Source organism: Mycobacterium sp. TY814, from assembly GCF_030755175.1.
Taxonomy (GTDB): Bacteria; Actinomycetota; Actinomycetes; order Mycobacteriales; family Mycobacteriaceae; genus Mycobacterium.
Map to the genome: position 1 here is coordinate 865,041 of NZ_JAUFRY010000002.1, position 18,176 is coordinate 883,216.

An 18,176-nucleotide genomic window follows, 5' to 3' on the forward strand; every position below is an offset into this window, starting at 1 on the left:
TGGCCGGTATGGGGCTGCAATCCGACACCGGGGAGATTCGGTTCATCGAGGCACAGGCCGCGCCGGCCAGATTCGCCCGCGGCTGGCATTGCCTGGGCCTGATCCGCGATTTCGTCGATGGTAAACCGCACGGCGTCAACGCATTCGGCCAGAAGCTTGTCATATTTCGTACCGGGGACGGAAAGATCAACGTGCTCGACGGCTATTGCCGGCATATGGGTGGAGACCTGTCCAGGGGTGAGGTGAAGGGCGACGCGATCGCCTGCCCTTTCCACGACTGGCGTTGGGGCGGTGACGGCCGATGCAAGCAGGTGCCGTACGCCAAACGCGCGCCGCGGTTGGCCCGCACCGCAACGTGGACCACGCTCGAGCAGGACGGCATGCTGTTCGTCTGGAACGACCCCGAAGGCAACCCGCCACCACCGGAGGCCATGATTCCGCGCATCGAGGGTGCCACCAGCGACGAGTGGACCGACTGGCACTGGTACACCACCCTCGTCGGCAGCAACTGCCGCGAGATCATTGACAACGTCGTGGACATGGCGCACTTCTTCTACATCCACGGGTCGTTGCCCACCTACTTCAAGAACATCTTCGAGGGGCACGTCGCCACGCAGTACATGAACGGTGAGGGCCGGCCCGACATGGCCGGCGAGGGATCGAAGATGCTCGGCACCACATCCGTGGCCTCATACTTCGGCCCCTCCTTCATGGTCGACGACCTCACCTACCACTACACGGCCGGAGACCAGCAGACGATCCTGATCAACTGCCACTACCCGATCGACGCCAATTCCTTTGTGCTGCAATACGGCATCATCGTCAAGAAGTCCGAGAACCTGCCCGCCGAGGAGGCCGTGCGGGCCGCGACCAGGCTCGGCGACTACGTCAAGTTGGGCTTTGAGCAGGACGTCGAAATCTGGCGCCACAAGGCCCGGATCGACAATCCGCTGCTGGTGGAGGAGGACGGACCGGTCTACCAATTGCGGCGCTGGTATGAGCAGTTCTACGTCAACGCCGCCGACGTGCAGCCGGACATGGTGGACCGCTTCGAGTTCGAACTGGACACCAGCAGGCCCTACGAGACGTGGATGAAGCAGATCGAGGCGAACATTGCGGCGAGGGCGGACTCGATGTCATGAACCGCCCGGTGCGGACCGACAACCGGCTCGACGGTATGCCGATGGCACCGGTCGACTGCCTTCGATGCGGAGCGCATGTGTTGGCGCGCAAAGCGAGCTGGAACCAGACCAGCGTGCAATGGAACGCCGACGCTTCTGCCCGGTGTCTTGAGCGGCGGGATGCCGGGACCGCACACCACCAGTCGTTATTCCTGGCGTGTTCGGCGTTGCGTGATTCCATCGAGGCCGCCGTCGCCGCCGGGGACCTGGCCGTCGTTGACACCGATTAGGGTGGCTGGCGATGCGAATCGCGGTGACAGGCGGCACCGGTTATGTCGGTGCCCATATCGTCAATGCGCTGCTGGCCGCCGGCCACGGCGTTCAGCTGCTGGCCGAGCCGGGCTGGTCCAACGATCTGCTGTTGCATCGGCTGCAAACCGTCGGCGAGGTGGCGGTCGTGCGTGGCGATCTGCGTTCCCCGGACCTTCCCGAAGGCTTGCTGGACGGCTGCGACGCGGTGATCCACGGCGCCGGCGTGGTGGGTACCGACGACACCCACGAGCGATTGATGTGGGACATCAACGCGTATGCCAGCGAACGGATCATGCTGCGCGGCGTCGCACTCGGGTTGGACCCGGTGGTACTGGTGTCGAGCTACAGCGCGTTGTTCCCGCCGCCGGGTCCGGTGATCGGTCCGGATTCGCCCACCGCCCACGGCAGATCGGCCTATGCGCGGACCAAGTCCTATGCCGACCGGGTAGCGCGACGACTGCAGCGCGACGGAGCCCCGGTGGTGGTCACCTATCCGTCCAGTGTCGTCGGGCCGGCGATGTACACCGCGCCGGGCATCACCGAACAGGGTTGGCAGACCATCGTGCGGTTCGGGGTGGCGCCCAAGGTCGCGCACGCGGGGATGATGATGATCGATGTCCGCGACGTCGCCGACGTGCACGAACGGTTGATGCGGCCGGGGCGGGGGCCGAAGCGTTATCTGTGCGGCGGGCAGCTGCTGACGTTCGACGACATGATCGCGGCGATCGAGTGCGGCTGCCGACGGCGGATCCGCCGGATGCCGCTGAGCCCGGCCGCGTTTCGGTTGCTCGGCCGCGTGTCCGACCTCGCCGCGTCCGTCCTGCCGCTGGGTAGCGGGTTCAGTTACGAAGCGGCGCAGTTGATTACCGCAGCGATCCCGACCGATGACTCCGCGACACTGCGCGACCTCGGGCTGACCTGGCGATCGGCTCGCGAGGCGATCGTGGCGACGTTCGCGCAACCACTAGTCTGACCAGATGAGCGGTCGGGTTGCGGTGGTGACCGGCGCGAGCCGCGGTGCCGGACACGGCATCGCCGCCGCGTTGGCCGCCCGAGGCTGGCGGGTGTACGCGACCGGTCGCAGCATCTCCGACGCGCCACCGGGCGGTGTCGCAGCTCGGGTCGACCACGCCGACGACGACGCGGTCGGCCGGTTGTTCGAGCGGGTGCGGTCCGAGGAGGGCCGGCTGGATCTGCTGGTCAACAATGCCGCAGTCGTCTCCGATGAACTCGTCAGCCCAAAGCCGTTCTGGGAGAAGCCGCGTGCGCTGGCGGACGTGCTGGACGTCGGATTGCGGTCGTCCTATGTCGCGTCGTGGTACGCGGCGCCACTGCTGGTTGCCGGCGGGCGGGGCCTGGTCGCGTTCACGTCCTCGCCGGGATCGGTGTGCTACATGCACGGCCCGGCGTACGGGGCCCAGAAGGCCGGGGTCGACAAGATGGCCGCCGACATGGCCGTGGACTTCCGCGGCACCGGCGTTGCGACGGTGTCGATCTGGATGGGCATCCTGCTGACCGAGAAACTGCGCGCCGCGTTCGCCGGAAAGCCTGAGGCACTGACCAAGACCGCCGAGCATGCCGAAACACCGGAATTCACCGGCTATCTGCTCGATGCGGTGTTCGACGACCCGGAGTTGGCCGCGCTGAGCGGTCAGACGTTCATCGGCGCCGAGTTGGCCGAACGGTACGGCATTGTGGACGAGGGCGGTCGCCGCCCGCCGTCGCATCGGCACCTAGGTGCCCCGCGGGAGCCGAGCGCCGTCGTCATCCGGTGATCAGACCCCACAGCCCGCCCGCACTGGCATACAAAGCCGAGTCCGTCACCTTCTCGTCCCAGTACCGCAGGGAACCGAACTCCGACCGCCAGGCCAGCGCGGCGCGAGTGTACTCGTGCAGCCGATGCTCCCGGGTGGTGCCGATCGCGCCGTGCACCTGATGGGCATTGCGCACCACCACCGACGTCGCGTGTCCCGTGCATGAACGTGCCACGGCAACAAGGAATTCCACATTGTCGGCCGACCAGTCGCTGGTGACGGCGAGGGCGAGCGCCGCTTCGGTGGCGGCCCGGGCGAGCGCCGCCTCGGCGGCGACATCGGAAACCAGATTCTGGACCGCCTGGAATTTCGCGAGTGGGCGGCCGAACTGGATCCGGGAGCCGACGTGCTCGATGCACAACTGCAGGATCCGGTCCAGCACGGCGCAGACCTGGATGGAGCGCACCAGACCCGATTTCAGCCGGAGCCGATTGACGACGGCCAGGGTGGTCGGTGACCCTCGCAGAGCGGCGAGGTTGGCACTCACCGCGTCGCGGGGTTCGCCGATCAGGTTGGTGCCCGGGGTGATGGTGAGCTCCCCGGCCGCGACGTCGGCGACGCGGAACCCGCCTTCGGCCCGCCAGGCGAGTACCACGCGGTCGGCCGTGGCCGCCCAGGGCACGTCGGTCGCATGACCCCGCTTGTCGAGCATGCACACGGTACGTACCGCATCGTCGACGGGTAGACCACTGGCCTCCAGCAACCAGCACGCCAATAAATCATGCTCTGCCAACGGGATTCGTACTCCGTGGCGGGCAGCCGCGGCCAGCAGTTCGGCGGCTTCGAACCACCCGGCACCGCTGCCGCCGTGTTCTTCGGAGCCCGTCAGCCGCAGCAGGCCGAGCTCACGCAGGTGCGACCAGAGATCGGACGTGGGCGATTGCTTTTCGCGGTGGTCCGCGAAAACGGCGTCCATCATCTGGACGAGCTCAGGGTCGACGGCAGCACTCATCGCATGCCCAATCCGCGCGCCATCACTCCGCGCAGGACTTCGTTGGTGCCGCCGCGCAGGGTGAAACCGGGCCGCTGGTCAAGTGCAGTCCGAACCAGCGTGGTGAAGATGGCATCGGGGGAGTCGAGCGTATCGGCGAATTCGGCGATGTCGCCCTCGGCGGTGGTGCCCAGGACCTTGACCACTGCGGCGGGCACGTCGGCGGCTTCGTGGCGTTCCAGGGCCCCGGCCACCGCGGTGGACATATGGTGCAGGCCGGCGACGCGGGCGACCAGTCGGCCCAGGTTCGGGTCGCGGGGGACGGCGTTGGCTGCCATCCGGTCGGCGCAGGCCGTCAGCAGCACGAAGGTGGACAGAAAACGCTCTGGACCGCTGCGTTCGAAGGCCAGTTCCGACGTCACCTGTCGCCAGCCGTCGCCGACCTTCCCGAAGACCATGTCGTCCGGCACGAACGCTTTGTCGAAGATGACTTCGTTGAAGTGGTGGGCTCCGTTCATCGAGACGATCGGCCGGATCTCGATGCCTGGTCCGTGCAGGTCCACGAGGAACTGACTGAGCCCGTCGTGCCGGTGTTGCGGATCGACCGGTGCCGTGCGGGCCAGCGCGATGAAGGCGTGGGCCAGATGGGCGCCGGAGGTCCAGACCTTCGTGCCGGAAAGTGACCAGCCGCCGTCGACGCGCTCGGCCCGGGTGCGCACGCTGGCCAGGTCGGAGCCGGAATCGGGCTCGCTCATGCCGATCGCGAAGAAGCATTCGCCGCGGACGATCGGCGGGAGGAAGCGTTGCTTCTGGGTCTCGGTGCCGTACTTGAGCAGCGACGGCACGATCTGGCGGTCGGCGATCCAGTGTGCGGCGACCGGTGCTCCGGCGGCCAGCAACTCCTCGGTGACGACGAAGCGTTCCAGAAACGACCGTCCGTGCCCCCCGTACGCAACGGGCACCGTCATGCCGAGCCAACCCTGCGTCGCCAGCGCCGCGGTGAACTTCTCGTCCCACTGCGACAGCCACGCATCGACCGACGGCGTGAAGGCACCGGCGGCCAGTTGCTCGGCGATGAAGGTGCGCACCTCCGCACGCAGGGCGCCGGTCGCCTCATCTTCGATTCCCGCCGGCGGAACCAGCCTGGGCGCGGTCATCAGGTGGTCCGCCACTTGGCGATGCGCCGCTCGTGTTCGGGGTCGCGATGGGCCAGTGGCTGCATGGCCGCCGCCATACCCAGGGTCGACTCGAGCGAACCGGTGCGCGATTCCTGCAGCAGCCGCTTGGCCATCCGCAGTGCGTGTGAGGGATTCTTGGCGATGCGCTCGGCGAGCTCCTGCGCGGCCGGGAGGAGCTCATCGTGCGGTACCACCCGGCTGACCAGACCCCACTCGAGCGCGGTCGCGGCACCGATCCGGTCGCCGGTGAGGGTCATCTCGGCGGCGCGCTGGTAGCCGATGATGCGCTGCAGGAACCAGGTGCCGCCGTCGCCGGGGATAAGCCCGAGTTGTACGAAGCTCTCGGCGAAAGAGGCACGCTCGGAGGCGATTCGGATGTCGCACATCATCGCCAGGTCGCAGCCGGCGCCGATGGCGGCGCCGTTGACGGCCGCGATCAGCGGGACTTCGAGTCGCGCGAGTGCGCGCGGGATCCGCTGGATACCGTCGATGTAGGCGTACCGCTGGTCGAGGGCACTGAGGCCGAACATGCCGGCCTGGTCTGCCATCTCTTTCACGTTCCCGCCGGAGGAGAAGATCTTGCCCTCGCCGGTCAGGATGACGGCGTGGACGGCGGTGTCAGCGTTGGCGCTGTCGACCGCATCTTCGAACGCGGCGATGACGTCCTTGCCGGTGATCGCATTGCCCACGCTCGGCAGGTTGATCGTCCAGGTCTGGATCGGCCCGGTACCGCTGATCTCCAGAGGATTGCTCATGCAGGCCACTGTGTCATGGCGTCAAGCCGGTTCGTCGCCCGGGCGTGGCACGGCCAGAGGCGCTATGCCGAGCGTGCGCATAATGCCGTTGCGCTCGGCGTGCCGCCGGCATTTTATGCACGCTCGCGACCGAAGCTGTTGATATCAGGGGCGCGCGTCATCCGGCCGAGCCCGCCACCGCTGTCACATGTGCGCAAACTTGTTGGCGTGCTTCACGTGCGATATCCAGAACTGGGATGGACAGGAAGCCGTGGATCGCACCCTCGATGTACATCTGCGTCACCGAAACTCCGGCCGATTCTAGCGCCGTAGCGTAGGCGAGTGCCTCGTCGCGCAACGGGTCGTGGCCAGCGACGACCATGACGGCCGGCGGTAACCCGCGCAGATCGCCGTGGACGGGCGCGACATACGGGTGCACCCGATCGGCGACGCGCGGCACGTACTGGTCCCAATACCACTGCATGGCCGGCTTCGGGTTGTAGTAACCACGCCCGAACAGGCGGTAGGACTCGGTGTCGAAGTCGGCCGCGATGACGGGGTAAATCAGCAACTGTGCCGTCAGCTGGGGGCCGCCGCGATCGCGTGACATCAGCGCGGTCACCGCCGCGAGGTTCCCGCCCGCGCTGTCACCTCCGACCACGAGCCGGCCGCGGTCTCCGCCGAAGATCCCGCTTGCCGCCAAACCGGCAACCGCATACACATCCTCGGCCGCCGCCGGCCACGGATGTTCCGGCGCCAGCCGATATCCGATCGAAACCACAACGGCTGGAATCAAATTCGCGATACTGCGGCACAAACCGTCGTGGCTGTCCAGGTCGCAGAACACGAATCCGCCGCCGTGGGCATATACGAGCACGGGCAGGTCATCTCCGGCGGGGCGATAGATCCGCACCGGGATATCGCCACCGGGTCCGGGAACCAGCTCATCCAGGATCTCGGCGACCGGCTCCGGCTCGTCGGGCAGCACCAGCCGGGAACGGATGACCGCCCGCGCCTGCGCACCCGTCATCGTATGCACCGGGGGAAAGCCGGCATCCAGTGTGTCGAGCAGCTCGGCGACCTGTGGGTCGAGCTTCATACGTACTGCAATGCGGGGCGCAGCGGGCGCAGCGGCTGCAGCGTCGGTGCCACCGAGTCGCTCTCGACATTGCGCCAGATGCCCATCGCGGTCATGCGTACCGGTGCAGTCATCCGCTGGTCGAATCTCATGCGATTCATCGGACCGCACACCGACACGGCGGCGACGGCGTCGCCTGAGGCGCCGATCGGTGCTGCGACGCAACCGAATCCGAGCAGCGACTCTTCTCGCTCGAAGGCGACACCGTGCGCTCGAACCTTGGCCAGTTCAACGGCCAGCTGCGAACTGGTGCAGATCGAGTACCTGGTTCGGCGGACGTGCAGGTTGACCTCAGAAGTGTCGTCGCGGTAGGCGAGCATGGCCTTGCCGACTGCTGTGCAATGCGCGGGCTGGCGGCCACCGACGCGGGTGGGAAGTCCGTCGCAGATGCGGTCGCCGACCTTGTCCAGATACACGACGTCGGAGCCGTCGAGCACGGCGAGGTGCACGACAAGCCCAGTGGCGCGGTGCAATTCGCCCAAGAGCGGCTTCGCCGCGCGCACCAGGCGGTCTTGGTGGACGGCCAGCGATCCCAGCTCGACCAGGCGCATGCCGAGTTCGTAGTCGCGTCCGCTGCGGCGCAGCCACCGCAGTTGCACGAGCCGCTCCAGCATTCGGTGTGCGGAGGAACGCGGCAAGCCGGTGCGCCGCACGATCTGGGCGAGGGTAAGGCGTCCAGGTCCGTCGAAGGCATCGAGGACGAGAGAGATGCGGTCGATGACGGCGCTTGGGGTTGCGGTGTCGGCACTGGCTGACATGGGTCCTCCCGGAAGTAGTCATATTCCTATTAGGAATATGACTACTTGTATCATATGGGTGTGGCCCCTGTCACTCACCACTCTCGTCGAGAGGCAGCAAAGCACCCGTTTGGGCACACGAACGGGTGCTTTGCTGCCTGCTCGCGCAAGGAACTCGCGCACGGAGCTCAAGGGCGCATGGCCACCGGAAGATCTGCCGCCCACTGGTGTCCCCAGTAGCTGTCAGCGGTGATTTCCTCTGCGGTGTAACGGTTTTCGTCAATGCGCATGCCATCGGTACCGAACTCGATGTCCCAGTCGCCGGGCGTGCGGATACCGCACCGTGGCATATCTCGAGGGTGGCGCCGCCCGGGTCCAGCCCTCCTAGATCAGCGCGCGCAGCGGCCCCATAGGTGGCTCGACGCCGAACGAACTCAGCGCAGAGGCGTGGTAGGTGGAGCCGGGCACATGGATCGCGTGCAACTGGCCGACATGTACGTCGCGCCAGTACCGCTGCAGGGGCTTGTCCATCCGCGCGGCGTTGCCGCCGGAGCGGGCGAAGATCTCGTCGACGGCGGACACCGCGCGCCACACCGCGCGCACCTGGGTGCGGCGTCCGGCCGCGCGGTCGGCGAACGACACCTCTTTGCCGGCGGCCACCATGTCGTAGATGCGGTCGGCGTTGGCCAGCAGTTCCTGGCGGGCGGCGTTGATGTCGGCGGCGGCCTCGCCGATCGCATACATCACGTAGGGGTCGTCCTTGATCGCGGTTCCGGTGGCGCCGACGCGTTCCCGTTGGTAGTCCAGGTGTGCGGCCAGTGCGCCTTCGGCGATGCCGATGGTCGCCGCGGAGATGCCCAGGGGAAACATCGTCGACCACGGCATCAGGTACAACGGCTCGGTCATGCCGGCCTCGCGTTGCGCGGTGCCATCCATGACCTTCGTCGCGTCCATGGTCCGGTAGCTCGGTACGAATGCGTCCTTGACGATGACGTCCTTGGAGCCGGTGCCGCGCAGCCCCACCACATCCCACGAGTCGTCGACGATCTCGTAGTCCTTGCGCGGCAGGATCATATGCAGCATCCGGGGCGGCATCAGCGGAACGCCTTTGGCGTCGGCGAGCATCGCGCCCAGGATGATCCAGTCGCAATGGTCGGTCCCCGAGCTGAACTGCCAGCGCCCGTTGAAGACATATCCTCCCTCGACGGGCCGGGCCACGCCCTGCGGTGCATAGGGAGAAGCCATCCAGGTGTCGACGTCGTCGGCCCAGATCTCGGCGGACACCTTCGGGTCGGCATAGGCCAACTGGTACGGGTGCACGCCCACCACGCCGACGATCCAGCCGGCCGCCGGGTCGAGTGCCGCAGTGGCCATCGTCGTCTCGGCGAACTCGCGCGGGTGTACCTCGAAACCTTGGTACTGCTTGGTCTGTAGCAACCGGATCAGCCCGGCGGCCTTCATCATCTTGACGGTGTCGTCGGTGAGCCGGCCGATGCGCTCGGCCTCCGGCCCCTGCTCGCGCAGTTGGTCCGCCATCTCCACTACCCGGTCGAGTACCCGCTCGCTCATGCTGTCGTCCTAACGTTCGGTGGGCTACTTTCTGGTTTACCTCAGCCGGTCGCCGAAATCGCCCCCACGGCCCAATGACCGGGAACCTGCTAGGTCTGGGCGAGCACGACGACCTACCGTGGGTTCTTGTGAACGGTGAGCACCCTTTAGACGCATTGGTGGTGGGGGCGGGATTCGCCGGCCTGTACGCCCTGCACACACTGCGCGCCCGGGGCCTGCAGGTGCGGGTGGTCGAGGCCGCCCCGGAACTCGGCGGCACCTGGTACTACAACCGGTATCCCGGCGCCCGCTGCGACGTGGAGAGCGTCGACTACTGCTACTCGTTCTCCGACGAGCTCCAGCAGGAATGGAACTGGACCGAGAAGTACGCGACCCAGGCCGAGATCCTGCGCTACCTGAACTGGGTCGCCGACAAACTCGACCTGCGCCGCGATATCGCGTTCAACATCCGCGTCGCCGCCGCGGTGTTCGACGAGGACGCGCTGCGCTGGACGGTCACCACCGACACCGGGCAACGGATCGAGGCACGCTTCGTGCTGATGGCGACGGGTCCGCTCTCGGATGCCATGACCCCCGAGTTCCCGGGATTGGACACGTTCGCGGGCGAGGTCTACCACACCGCGCGCTGGCCACACGAACCCGTCGACTTCACCGGTAAGCGGGTGGCCGTGATCGGCACCGGATCCTCTGGTATTCAATCGATTCCGATCATCGCCGAGCAGGCCGCGCACCTGACCGTTTTCCAGCGCACCCCCAACTTCAGCGTTCCGGCAGGCAACAAAACGCTGTCCGGCGAAGAACTCGACGAAATCAAACGCGGGTACGCGGAGCGGCGCCGGCTGTCGTGGCGCAGCGGCGGTGGATCGCCGCACCTCACCGCGGCCAAGCCGGCCATGGAGTTCAGTGCCGAAGAGCGCCGCGCGGCATTCGAAAAGCGTTGGCAGCTAGGTGGAGTCTTGTACTCCAAGACCTTCCCCGACCAGACGGTCGACCCGGCCGCCAACGACGCGGCCCGCGAGTTCTACGAAGAGAAGATCCGCGCCGTCATCGACGACCCGACGGTCGCCGACCTGCTGATCCCAACCGACCATCCGATCGGAACCAAGCGAATATGCACCGACAGCAACTACTTTCAGACCTTCAACAAGCCCACTGTGACACTGGTCAGTGTGCGCGACACCCCAATCGATTCGGTGGACAGCACCGGCATCAACACCACCGACCGGCATTACGACCTCGACATGATCGTCCTGGCAACCGGTTTCGACGCGCTCACCGGGGCTCTGGCGAAGATCGACATCGCCGGACGCGGCGGCGCCAGGCTGCGCGATCGGTGGGCCCACGGGCCGTGTAGTTACCTCGGACTGGGTGTCGACGGCTTTCCCAACCTGTTCGTGATCTCCGGGCCGGGGGCGCCAGCCGTGCTGGCGAACATGGTGTTGCACGCCGAGGCGCAGGTGAACTGGATCGCCGACGCCGTCGAATACCTGGACAACCACGGCTACGCCGCAATAGAAGCCGGCGCCGAGGCAGTGGACAGCTGGGGCGCCGAATGTGCGCGACTGGCCGACGCGACGTTGTTCACCAAGGCCAACTCGTGGTACATGGGCGCCAATGTGCCCGGCAAGCCCAGGGGTTTCATGCTGTTCATCGGTGGCTTCGCCACCTACAACCAGATTTGCGCCGAGGTCGCCGATGCCGGCTACAAGGGGTTCGAACTCGTCAAGAAGCCGGGAACGCCATGACGGACGCGGCACGGTACGGGCCTTGGGCGGTGATCGCCGGGGGCTCGGAGGGCGTCGGGGCGGAGTTCGCCGCGCAGCTGGCGCAGGACGGGGTCAACCTGGTGCTGATCGCGCGCAAGCCGTCCCCGCTGGAGGAAACGGCGCGCCGCTGCCGCGACCTCGGCGCGCAGGTGCGCACGATCGCCGTGGATCTGCTTGCGCCCGAATCGATCTCCCGGATCGCCACCGACACCGCCGACCTGGAGGTCGGGCTGTTGATCTACAACGCAGGAGCCAACACCTGCCGCGCTGAGTTTCTCGACGCCGAGCCGACGGACGTCCAGAACGTCATCGACCTCAACGTGACCCGGATGCTGGAGCTGGTCCGGCATTTCGGCCGCCCGATGCGGGAGCGGCGCCGCGGCGGCATCATCCTGGTCGGCTCCCTGGCCGCCACGTACGGGTCGATGCAGCAGTCGGCCTACGCCGGGGTCAAGGCTTTCGGCCGGCTCTTCGCCGAGAGCCTGTGGCTCGAGCTCCGCGAGTACTTTGTCGACGTGCTGGAGCTCCTGCTGGGCGTCACCCGCACCCCGGCGATGGAGCGTGCCGGGTTGAATTTCGATGTACCCGGTCTGATGGTGTCGGAGCCGGCCGACGTGGCCCGCGAGGGATTGGCGAATCTGCCCAACGGCCCGGTGCTCGTCGCCGGTGACAACGCAGCCGCGTTCCGGTGGGGCAGCGGACCTGACCGGGCCGCGATCGTCCTGGGCGCGCACAGCCGCGTTCAGGCCCTACTGGGCGGCGGGAAGTAGGCATGACCGACATCGAAGACCTGCTCGCCCGTGTGCGCCTACTGGAGGACGAACGCGACATCGCCCGGTTGGTCGCCTCCTACGGCCCGGCGGTGGATGCGGGCGACGCCGACGCGGCGGCGCGCCTGTGGGCCCAGGACGGCGTCTACGACATCGACCTGATGCGGATGCAGGGCCGCGACGAGGTGCGCGCCATGGTCGACTCCGGGGCGCACCAGAAGATGGTGGCGCACGGATGCAGCCATTTCCTGGGACCGGTGGTGGTGACGGTCAACGGCGACGACGCGGAGGCGGTCTGCGAGTCGCTGGTGCTCGTCCGCGTCGGCGACGGCTACCGCGTATGGCGGGCTACCGCAAATCATTTCGCGCTGCGCCGGATCGACGGGCAGTGGCGGATCGGCATCCGCACCGGCCGCGTGCTCGACGGGAACCCCGATGCCCACGCCTTGCTGGCCAAAGCGTGGAACGGCGCTTAACCCCGATTCAAGAACGCCAGGACCGTGCTCTCGAACGCGGCCTTGGCCTCGATCATCGCCCAGTGCCCGCAGTTGGGGAACACATGCAGCTCGGCGTTGGGGATGGTGCGCATCGGGATGATCGCCATGTCCAGGGGGCTCACCCGGTCGTCGCGCCCCCACGTCAGCAGCGTGGGGGTGGCCACCTTGTGCATGACCGCCCACGGCATCGGGCGGTCGGTGGCACCCATCGCCGCCATCATTGCCGCGTATGCGGCCTTGCCGTACATGCGACGCGCGGAGGCCAGCGTCTCGGTGCCGGTGGCCAACTGCCAGCGCTCCTCGATCAGTTCCTCGGTGACCAGTGACTGGTCGTAGACCATCGACTTGAGCCAGTCGACCAGCCGTTGCCGGGTGGGGTCCTCGGTGAACTCCTGCAACAGCCGGATGCCCTCGCTCGGCCCGGGGCTGAAGGTGTTGGTCCCGATTCCGCCGATCGTCACCAGCCGGTCGATCCGGTCGGGGTACCGGATGGCGAAATTGATGCCGACGCCGCCGCCCATCGAGTTGCCGACGATATGGACACGTTCCACCCCGAGCGCGTCCAGAAACGGTGCCACCACTCCCTGGGCGGTGATCATCGGGTGACCGCCGAAGTCGGCGGTCACCCCGAATCCGGGAAATTCCAGAATCAGGCACCGGAACTGCTCGGCGAACGCCGGCAACACCCCGCGGAAATTGCGCCAGCCGCTGACGCCGGGGCCCGATCCGTGCAGGAGCAGCACCACCGGGCCGTCGCCGTGGTCGTAGTAGCGCAAAGTGCCTACCGGAGTATCGATTTCACGCAGGTCCGGCCGGGATGTTTCGGGACTGTCAGACACGTGTCTCACTGTGCCATGCCGGCGCGCCGAGCGGCAGTGGGCGTCCCGGCCGCGGCGGACTAAGTTCGAGACCGGCCGGCTAGGAGAAGGGACTGCAGTGCAGACCGCCACAGAATCGTCGCGAGAGCGTCTGATGGCCCGGTTGCGGCTGCTCACCGGGCCCGTGTTGACGGTGTTCGCCGTCGGCGCGTTGGCCCTCGGTGGCGTCGCCTGGTTGGCCGGTTGGCGGGCCGTGGCCGACGGGTGCTGGATCGCGGGCACCGTCAGTGCGATCGGGCCCGCATCGGTGTGGGTGCTGGCCGCGTTGCGCCGGGGCCGCGTCGGTGTGGACGTCATCGCGGTGCTCTCGCTGGTCGGGACGCTGTGGGTGCACGAGTACCTGGCCGGCGCGCTGATCGCGGTGATGTTCGCCGGCGGCAGGGCGCTGGACTCGGCCGCCGAGCGCCGGGCATCGCGGGACCTGCGGGCGCTGCTGGACCGTGCACCGCGATTCGCACGGCGACGGGTCGGGACGCAGATCAGCATGATCGATCTGGCCGAGGTGGCGGTCGGCGATGTGCTGGTGGTCGGACCCGGCGAGGTGGTGCCCGTGGATGGGCGGGTCACCGATCAGGTCGCGGTGCTCGACGAGTCGGCCCTGACCGGCGAGCCGCTGCTGGTCGAACGCCCGGCCGGTGACATGGTCCGCAGCGGTGTGGTGAACGCGGGCAACGCTTTTGAGTTCCAGGCCCGCGCGACCGCCGCCGACAGCACCTATGCCGGCATCGTCCGGTTGGCGCAGCAGGCGGGCGCGCTGAACGCGCCGATCGTCCGGCTGGCCGACCGTTTCGCGGTCTGGTTCCTCCCGTTGACGTTGCTGGTGGCCGGTGCCGCGTGGTTCGTCAGTGGATCGGCGGTACGCGCCGTCGCGGTGCTGGTGGTGGCGACACCGTGTCCGTTGCTGCTGGCCGCGCCGGTGGCCATCGTCTCCGGACTGTCCCGCGCCTCGCGGGCCGGGGTGGTGATCCGCGGCGGGGGAGCGCTGGAGAACCTCGGCCACGCCAAGACGCTGGTGATGGACAAGACCGGCACCCTGACGATGGGACGGCCGACGGTGGTCGACGTGGTGGCGGGACCGGGGCGCGAGGCAGCCGAAATATTGCGGTTGGGCGCCTCGGTGGACCAGTTCTCCCCGCACGTCCTGGCCGAAGCCATCGTCACCGAAGCACTCGGCCGCAAGCTGCGGTTGAGCCTGCCCACCGAGGTGGTCGAACAGCCGGGCAGCGGCGTGACCGCGACGGTGGACGGGCATCGGGTCATGGTCGGGAAGTTGCCCGCCGGCGATCTGGACGGCGCGTGGACCACCGCAGTGGTCAGTCGCGCCCGGCTGGACGGGGCCGGAATCGCCTGGGTCAGTGTGGACGGCGCCGCGGCGGGAGCGGTATTGCTGCGCGATCCGTTGCGCCGGCATGCGCCGCGGACGGTGCGGCGGTTGCGCGAAGCCGGACTCGAACGGTTGCTGATGCTCACCGGCGACCGTGCCGAACCCACCCGTGACGTCGCCAACATCCTGGGACTGGACGAGGTCCGTGCGGACCAGACGCCGGAGGACAAGTTCGCCGCGGTCCGTGAGGAGAGCGAACGTGCCGTGACGGTGATGGTCGGCGACGGCATCAACGATGCTCCCGCACTGGCCGCGGCCACCGTCGGCGTCGCGATGGGCGCGCGCGGTGCCACCGCGTCCTCGGAGGCTGCCGACATCGTGCTGACCACCGACCGCCTGGACCGGCTCGCCGACGCGATGGATATTGCCCGGTGGTCACGGCGCATCGCCGTGCAGAGCGCCGTCGTCGGCATGAGCCTGTCGCTGATTGCGATGGTGATCGCCGCGCTGGGCTGGCTGCCGCCCGCCGCGGGTGCGCTCTTGCAGGAGGGGATCGACGTTGCGGTGATCCTCAACGCGCTGCGGGCGCTGCGCGGCAATCCCACCAACGATATGCAGGTTGACCCAGAAACCGAGCGGATGCTGTTGCGCTTCGCGGCCGAACACGACGCCCTGCGCGACACCCTCGGCCTACTGCGCGAGAGCGCCAACCACCTGGCCACCAGTAGAGATGCCTTGCCGGTGGAGTCCTTGGCCGCCGTGCACTCTCTGTTGGTCGACCGGATACTGCCGCACGAAGAGGCCGAAGAGACACAGCTCTACCCGGCGCTGGCCCGTCCGCTCGGCAGCAGCGAAGCGACCGCCACGATGAGCCGCACCCACGCCGAGATCAGGCGACTCGCCGACCGCATCGGCACCCATCTGACCGAGGCGCAGGCCGCCGGTGCGATACAGCCCGACCAGGTCGACGACCTACTGGCGTGCCTGTACGGGCTGTACACCCTGCTGCGGCTGCACTTCGTCCAGGAAGAGGAGAACTACTTCACCCTCGCCGAGGACGACAACGTGCCGGAGGAGTGAACCCCGTCACGCCGCGCGCGGCAGATCCCGTGGCGCCGCTTCGGTTTTCGGCTCGGGTGCGGCCGGCGTGGGACGCCAGCCGACGTAGGTCAGGTACAACCCGGCCACCGCGAGCAGGATGCTGGCCGTGATCCACATGCCGTCCATACCGATCGTGGCGTTGGCGGCGGCCATGAACGCCTTCGGGAAAGCGAGCAACATCGTTCCGCGAAGCGTGATGGCCCAGCCCATCACCGAAACTATGATCGCCGCCGCGCCCCGCCAGTAGGGGTGCAGCCCCACGATCGTCAGTCCGACAAGGAGTACCAGCGCACCGGTGACCCAGAACCAGACCGGACTGGACTCGAAACCGGTGAGCAGAGCGCGCATTTCGGATCCGCGCGAGACCGTCGTGATGCCGATGATGGCGAAGTAAGGGCCGAGTACGCGGGCGAAGTCACGCGTGCGGGGCTGCAGTGGTGTGGTGCTCATTTCAATACCTCCCGAAAGGGAGACACTCGTCTCCCCATACCACCATCTGAGCACCGGGAGCGGCCGTACGGGAGGGACCGAAGTCCCGAACCGAACGGACATTGGTCGCCGGCAACCGGTTTGGGGACTAAAGCCTCACGACCCGGACCACCTGGGCAGATACCGTTTGCCATGACAAGGAGTCCGGCATGAAAGTCAGTCAGCGCCCGCACCGCGCCACCGCCGCGCTCGCGTCCGAACGCATCATCCTGCGCACCGACCGCCGCTCGGCCCGGCTGGCGAGTTCGCTGCTGCTGGTCTGCGTTGCGGGTTGGTTGATCGTGGTGACCATGCATGAACGCCCGGCCGCGAACTGGTATGCCGAGGGCCGGTTCGGGTGGTCGGTCGCCCTGCTGGCGGCCGTGGTGCTCATCGCGCGCGGGGTGTTCCTGGGGCGACCGGTCACCCCGCGGCACACGGTCGGCTCGGCGGCGCTGCTCTCGGCGGGCCTATTCGCTCACTTCCTGGCCTTCGGCGGGTGGGGCAACGTGCTGGTCGCCGCCAGTGGGCTGGTGCTGATGTGGCCCACTTCGGCCGAGCCGCAACCGGAGTTGCTGCAGCGGGTGTGGGAGCTTGTCGATGCCACCGAAGCAGACCCGCTGGCACCCTTCGCCATGCACTCGCTCAAGAGCTACTACTTCAATGCCACCGGCACCGCCGCGATCGCGTACCGGACGCGGCTGGGATTCGCCGTCGTCAGCGGCGATCCGATCGGCGACAAAACGCAATTCGAGCGGCTGGCAATCGATTTCGCCGTCATGTGCCGATCGCGGGGCTGGCGGGTCGTCGTCCTGGCGGGCGCGCAGCGCTACCTCGGTCTGTGGACCAGGGAGCTGATCGGGCAGGCGATGCTGGCGGTCCCGATCGGGCGCGATGTGGTGGTCGACGTCGAGCACTTCACTCTGACCGGCCGCCGCTACCGCAATCTGCGCCAGGCCGTGCAGCGCACCCGCAATCGTGGTGTCACCACGGAGATCATCGACGAGCGAGATCTGGACGCGCGCCTGGTTTCCGAACTGAGTGAGGTGCTCTATGCATCACACGGCGGGGTGCGCACCGAGCGCGGGTTCTGCATGAACCTCGACGGAGCGCTGCAAGGTCGTTGCCCTGGCGTCGCATTGGCCATCGCCCGCGACAGTGCCGGGCGCGCGGTCGCCTTTCACCGTTACGCCAGCGCCGGAGCGGGGTCCGAAATCACCCTCGATGCGCCGTACCGTCGGCCCGACGCCCCCAACGGCATCGACGAGCGGCTCACCGTCGACATGATCGCCGCCGCGAAAAGCGTTCATGCACGGCGCCTTTCGCTGGCCTTCGCGGCCTTTCCGGAAGTGTTCGACGCCGCCCACCCCGGAATACTGCAGCGCATCGCCTACCGGCTGATCCACCTGCTGGACCCGTTCATCTCCCTGGAATCGCTCTACCGTTATCTGCGAAAGTTCCACGCGCTCAGTGAACGCCGGTACGTGGTGTTGTGCACCCACCATATTCCGAGTGCGCTGGTGGTGCTGTTGTCGCTGGAATTCGCCCCCAGGCGCCGCCGGTTACGGCCGACGCATCACCGTGTTGACGCCGGCGCGTGACTCTCGACGTAGCCGACCACGTCGGACAGGGTGCGCAGCGACGCGTACTCGGACTCGGGGATGTCGACGTTGAATCTTTTGTGGATGCCCAGCAGGAAGTTGAGCCAGTCCATCGAGTCGAGGTCGACCTGGTCGCGTAGCAGGTCGTCGTCGGTGATGTCGTCCGCGTCGACTTCCGGTGCAATCGTCGTCAACACGGACAGGACAATGCCACGAGTGTCTTCTTGTGTTGTCATT

The 18,176-nt window shown here is 67.5% G+C and carries 18 protein-coding genes and 1 pseudogene; 9 read left to right on the forward strand and 10 right to left on the reverse strand.

From position 1 onward, the window contains the following. Positions 1-8: 8 nt before the first annotated feature. The 4 genes from QXH22_RS17490 to QXH22_RS17505 are packed head-to-tail and all read left to right on the forward strand — an operon-like array spanning position 9 to position 3,208. On the forward strand, positions 9-1,142 hold the full coding sequence (locus QXH22_RS17490) for a Rieske 2Fe-2S domain-containing protein (protein WP_306276458.1): 1,134 nt from the start codon (positions 9-11) through the stop codon (positions 1,140-1,142). Further along, positions 1,139-1,411, forward strand: a complete 273-nt coding sequence (locus QXH22_RS17495) for a ferredoxin (RefSeq protein WP_306239762.1) — start codon at positions 1,139-1,141, stop codon at positions 1,409-1,411. Before QXH22_RS17490 ends, QXH22_RS17495 begins: the two co-directional genes overlap by 4 nt. Before the next feature lie 11 nt (positions 1,412-1,422). Beyond that, a complete protein-coding gene (locus QXH22_RS17500) occupies positions 1,423-2,406 on the forward strand; it encodes an NAD-dependent epimerase/dehydratase family protein (RefSeq protein WP_306239763.1) in 984 nt (327 codons plus the stop codon). Between the two features lie 4 nt (positions 2,407-2,410). Beyond that, positions 2,411-3,208, forward strand: coding sequence for an SDR family NAD(P)-dependent oxidoreductase (locus QXH22_RS17505; RefSeq protein WP_306239764.1), 798 nt, complete (start codon positions 2,411-2,413; stop codon positions 3,206-3,208). Here the strand turns inward: QXH22_RS17505 and QXH22_RS17510 are convergent. The 7 genes and pseudogenes from QXH22_RS17510 to QXH22_RS17540 all read right to left on the reverse strand — a co-directional run bounded on the left by QXH22_RS17510 (position 3,198) and on the right by QXH22_RS17540 (position 9,534). Next, positions 3,198-4,199 (reverse strand): acyl-CoA dehydrogenase family protein, encoded by a 1,002-nt coding sequence (locus QXH22_RS17510; protein ID WP_306276459.1) that lies wholly within the window; start codon positions 4,197-4,199, stop codon positions 3,198-3,200. The two genes, QXH22_RS17505 and QXH22_RS17510, sit on opposite strands and share 11 nt — an antisense overlap. Then, a complete protein-coding gene (locus QXH22_RS17515) occupies positions 4,196-5,335 on the reverse strand; it encodes an acyl-CoA dehydrogenase family protein (RefSeq protein WP_306276460.1) in 1,140 nt (379 codons plus the stop codon). Before QXH22_RS17515 ends, QXH22_RS17510 begins: the two co-directional genes overlap by 4 nt. Beyond that, positions 5,335-6,111 carry a crotonase/enoyl-CoA hydratase family protein gene (locus QXH22_RS17520; protein WP_306239767.1) on the reverse strand — a complete coding sequence of 259 codons (777 nt, stop codon included), beginning with the start codon at positions 6,109-6,111 and terminating at the stop codon, positions 5,335-5,337. The genes QXH22_RS17515 and QXH22_RS17520 overlap by 1 nt, the downstream gene beginning before the upstream one ends. A 157-nt stretch (positions 6,112-6,268) precedes the next feature. Next, the gene (locus tag QXH22_RS17525; protein ID WP_306276461.1) at positions 6,269-7,189 is read right to left on the reverse strand and encodes an alpha/beta hydrolase; all 921 of its coding nucleotides are present in this window, start codon (positions 7,187-7,189) and stop codon (positions 6,269-6,271) included. Then, a complete protein-coding gene (locus QXH22_RS17530) occupies positions 7,186-7,986 on the reverse strand; it encodes an IclR family transcriptional regulator (protein WP_306239769.1) in 801 nt (266 codons plus the stop codon). Before QXH22_RS17530 ends, QXH22_RS17525 begins: the two co-directional genes overlap by 4 nt. Positions 7,987-8,153: 167 nt before the next feature. Continuing rightward, a pseudogene (locus tag QXH22_RS17535) lies at positions 8,154-8,330 on the reverse strand (2,3-dihydroxybiphenyl 1,2-dioxygenase); the annotation flags it as partial. A 19-nt stretch (positions 8,331-8,349) separates the two neighbouring features. After that, entirely contained in the window at positions 8,350-9,534 is a 1,185-nt protein-coding gene (locus tag QXH22_RS17540) for an acyl-CoA dehydrogenase family protein (RefSeq protein ID WP_306239770.1), read from the reverse strand. A gap of 74 nt (positions 9,535-9,608) precedes the next feature. Between QXH22_RS17540 and QXH22_RS17545 the strand changes: the two genes are divergently transcribed. The 3 genes from QXH22_RS17545 to QXH22_RS17555 are packed head-to-tail and all read left to right on the forward strand — an operon-like array spanning position 9,609 to position 12,546. Further along, positions 9,609-11,279, forward strand: coding sequence for a flavin-containing monooxygenase (locus QXH22_RS17545; RefSeq protein ID WP_371934250.1), 1,671 nt, complete (start codon positions 9,609-9,611; stop codon positions 11,277-11,279). Further along, a complete protein-coding gene (locus QXH22_RS17550) occupies positions 11,276-12,070 on the forward strand; it encodes an SDR family oxidoreductase (RefSeq protein ID WP_306276463.1) in 795 nt (264 codons plus the stop codon). The genes QXH22_RS17545 and QXH22_RS17550 overlap by 4 nt, the downstream gene beginning before the upstream one ends. A gap of 2 nt (positions 12,071-12,072) precedes the next feature. Further along, on the forward strand, positions 12,073-12,546 hold the full coding sequence (locus tag QXH22_RS17555; RefSeq protein ID WP_306276464.1) for a nuclear transport factor 2 family protein: 474 nt from the start codon (positions 12,073-12,075) through the stop codon (positions 12,544-12,546). Here the strand turns inward: QXH22_RS17555 and QXH22_RS17560 are convergent. After that, a complete protein-coding gene (locus QXH22_RS17560; protein WP_306276465.1) occupies positions 12,543-13,406 on the reverse strand; it encodes an alpha/beta fold hydrolase in 864 nt (287 codons plus the stop codon). The genes QXH22_RS17555 and QXH22_RS17560 overlap by 4 nt on opposite strands. A 133-nt stretch (positions 13,407-13,539) precedes the next feature. Between QXH22_RS17560 and QXH22_RS17565 the strand changes: the two genes are divergently transcribed. Further along, positions 13,540-15,849, forward strand: a complete 2,310-nt coding sequence (locus QXH22_RS17565; RefSeq protein WP_306276907.1) for a heavy metal translocating P-type ATPase — start codon at positions 13,540-13,542, stop codon at positions 15,847-15,849. Positions 15,850-15,855: 6 nt separating this feature from the next. Here QXH22_RS17565 and QXH22_RS17570 read toward each other — a convergent pair whose 3' ends face one another. Beyond that, positions 15,856-16,320 (reverse strand): hypothetical protein, encoded by a 465-nt coding sequence (locus QXH22_RS17570; protein WP_306276466.1) that lies wholly within the window; start codon positions 16,318-16,320, stop codon positions 15,856-15,858. Between the two features lie 188 nt (positions 16,321-16,508). On the opposite strand from QXH22_RS17570, the gene QXH22_RS17575 reads away from it, so the two are divergent. Beyond that, the gene (locus tag QXH22_RS17575; RefSeq protein ID WP_306276467.1) at positions 16,509-17,939 is read left to right on the forward strand and encodes a bifunctional lysylphosphatidylglycerol flippase/synthetase MprF; all 1,431 of its coding nucleotides are present in this window, start codon (positions 16,509-16,511) and stop codon (positions 17,937-17,939) included. Here QXH22_RS17575 and QXH22_RS17580 read toward each other — a convergent pair. After that, a complete protein-coding gene (locus tag QXH22_RS17580) occupies positions 17,915-18,175 on the reverse strand; it encodes a phosphopantetheine-binding protein (RefSeq protein WP_306239779.1) in 261 nt (86 codons plus the stop codon). The genes QXH22_RS17575 and QXH22_RS17580 overlap by 25 nt on opposite strands. Position 18,176 lies beyond the last annotated feature (1 nt).

Coding starts and splice junctions, on each gene's coding strand:
- QXH22_RS17500 (WP_306239763.1), top strand. CDS start 1,423: ATGCGAATCGCGGTGACAGGCGGCACCGGTTATGTCGGTGCCCATATC.
- QXH22_RS17545 (WP_371934250.1), top strand. CDS start 9,609: ATGACCGGGAACCTGCTAGGTCTGGGCGAGCACGACGACCTACCGTGG.
- QXH22_RS17490 (WP_306276458.1), top strand. CDS start 9: ATGGGGCTGCAATCCGACACCGGGGAGATTCGGTTCATCGAGGCACAG.
- QXH22_RS17580 (WP_306239779.1), bottom strand. CDS start 18,175: ATGACAACACAAGAAGACACTCGTGGCATTGTCCTGTCCGTGTTGACG.
- QXH22_RS17565 (WP_306276907.1), top strand. CDS start 13,540: ATGGCCCGGTTGCGGCTGCTCACCGGGCCCGTGTTGACGGTGTTCGCC.
- QXH22_RS17530 (WP_306239769.1), bottom strand. CDS start 7,986: ATGTCAGCCAGTGCCGACACCGCAACCCCAAGCGCCGTCATCGACCGC.
- QXH22_RS17550 (WP_306276463.1), top strand. CDS start 11,276: ATGACGGACGCGGCACGGTACGGGCCTTGGGCGGTGATCGCCGGGGGC.
- QXH22_RS17505 (WP_306239764.1), top strand. CDS start 2,411: ATGAGCGGTCGGGTTGCGGTGGTGACCGGCGCGAGCCGCGGTGCCGGA.
- QXH22_RS17495 (WP_306239762.1), top strand. CDS start 1,139: ATGAACCGCCCGGTGCGGACCGACAACCGGCTCGACGGTATGCCGATG.
- QXH22_RS17575 (WP_306276467.1), top strand. CDS start 16,509: ATGAAAGTCAGTCAGCGCCCGCACCGCGCCACCGCCGCGCTCGCGTCC.
- QXH22_RS17515 (WP_306276460.1), bottom strand. CDS start 5,335: ATGACCGCGCCCAGGCTGGTTCCGCCGGCGGGAATCGAAGATGAGGCG.
- QXH22_RS17510 (WP_306276459.1), bottom strand. CDS start 4,199: ATGAGTGCTGCCGTCGACCCTGAGCTCGTCCAGATGATGGACGCCGTT.
- QXH22_RS17520 (WP_306239767.1), bottom strand. CDS start 6,111: ATGAGCAATCCTCTGGAGATCAGCGGTACCGGGCCGATCCAGACCTGG.
- QXH22_RS17570 (WP_306276466.1), bottom strand. CDS start 16,320: ATGAGCACCACACCACTGCAGCCCCGCACGCGTGACTTCGCCCGCGTA.
- QXH22_RS17540 (WP_306239770.1), bottom strand. CDS start 9,534: ATGAGCGAGCGGGTACTCGACCGGGTAGTGGAGATGGCGGACCAACTG.
- QXH22_RS17555 (WP_306276464.1), top strand. CDS start 12,073: ATGACCGACATCGAAGACCTGCTCGCCCGTGTGCGCCTACTGGAGGAC.
- QXH22_RS17525 (WP_306276461.1), bottom strand. CDS start 7,189: ATGAAGCTCGACCCACAGGTCGCCGAGCTGCTCGACACACTGGATGCC.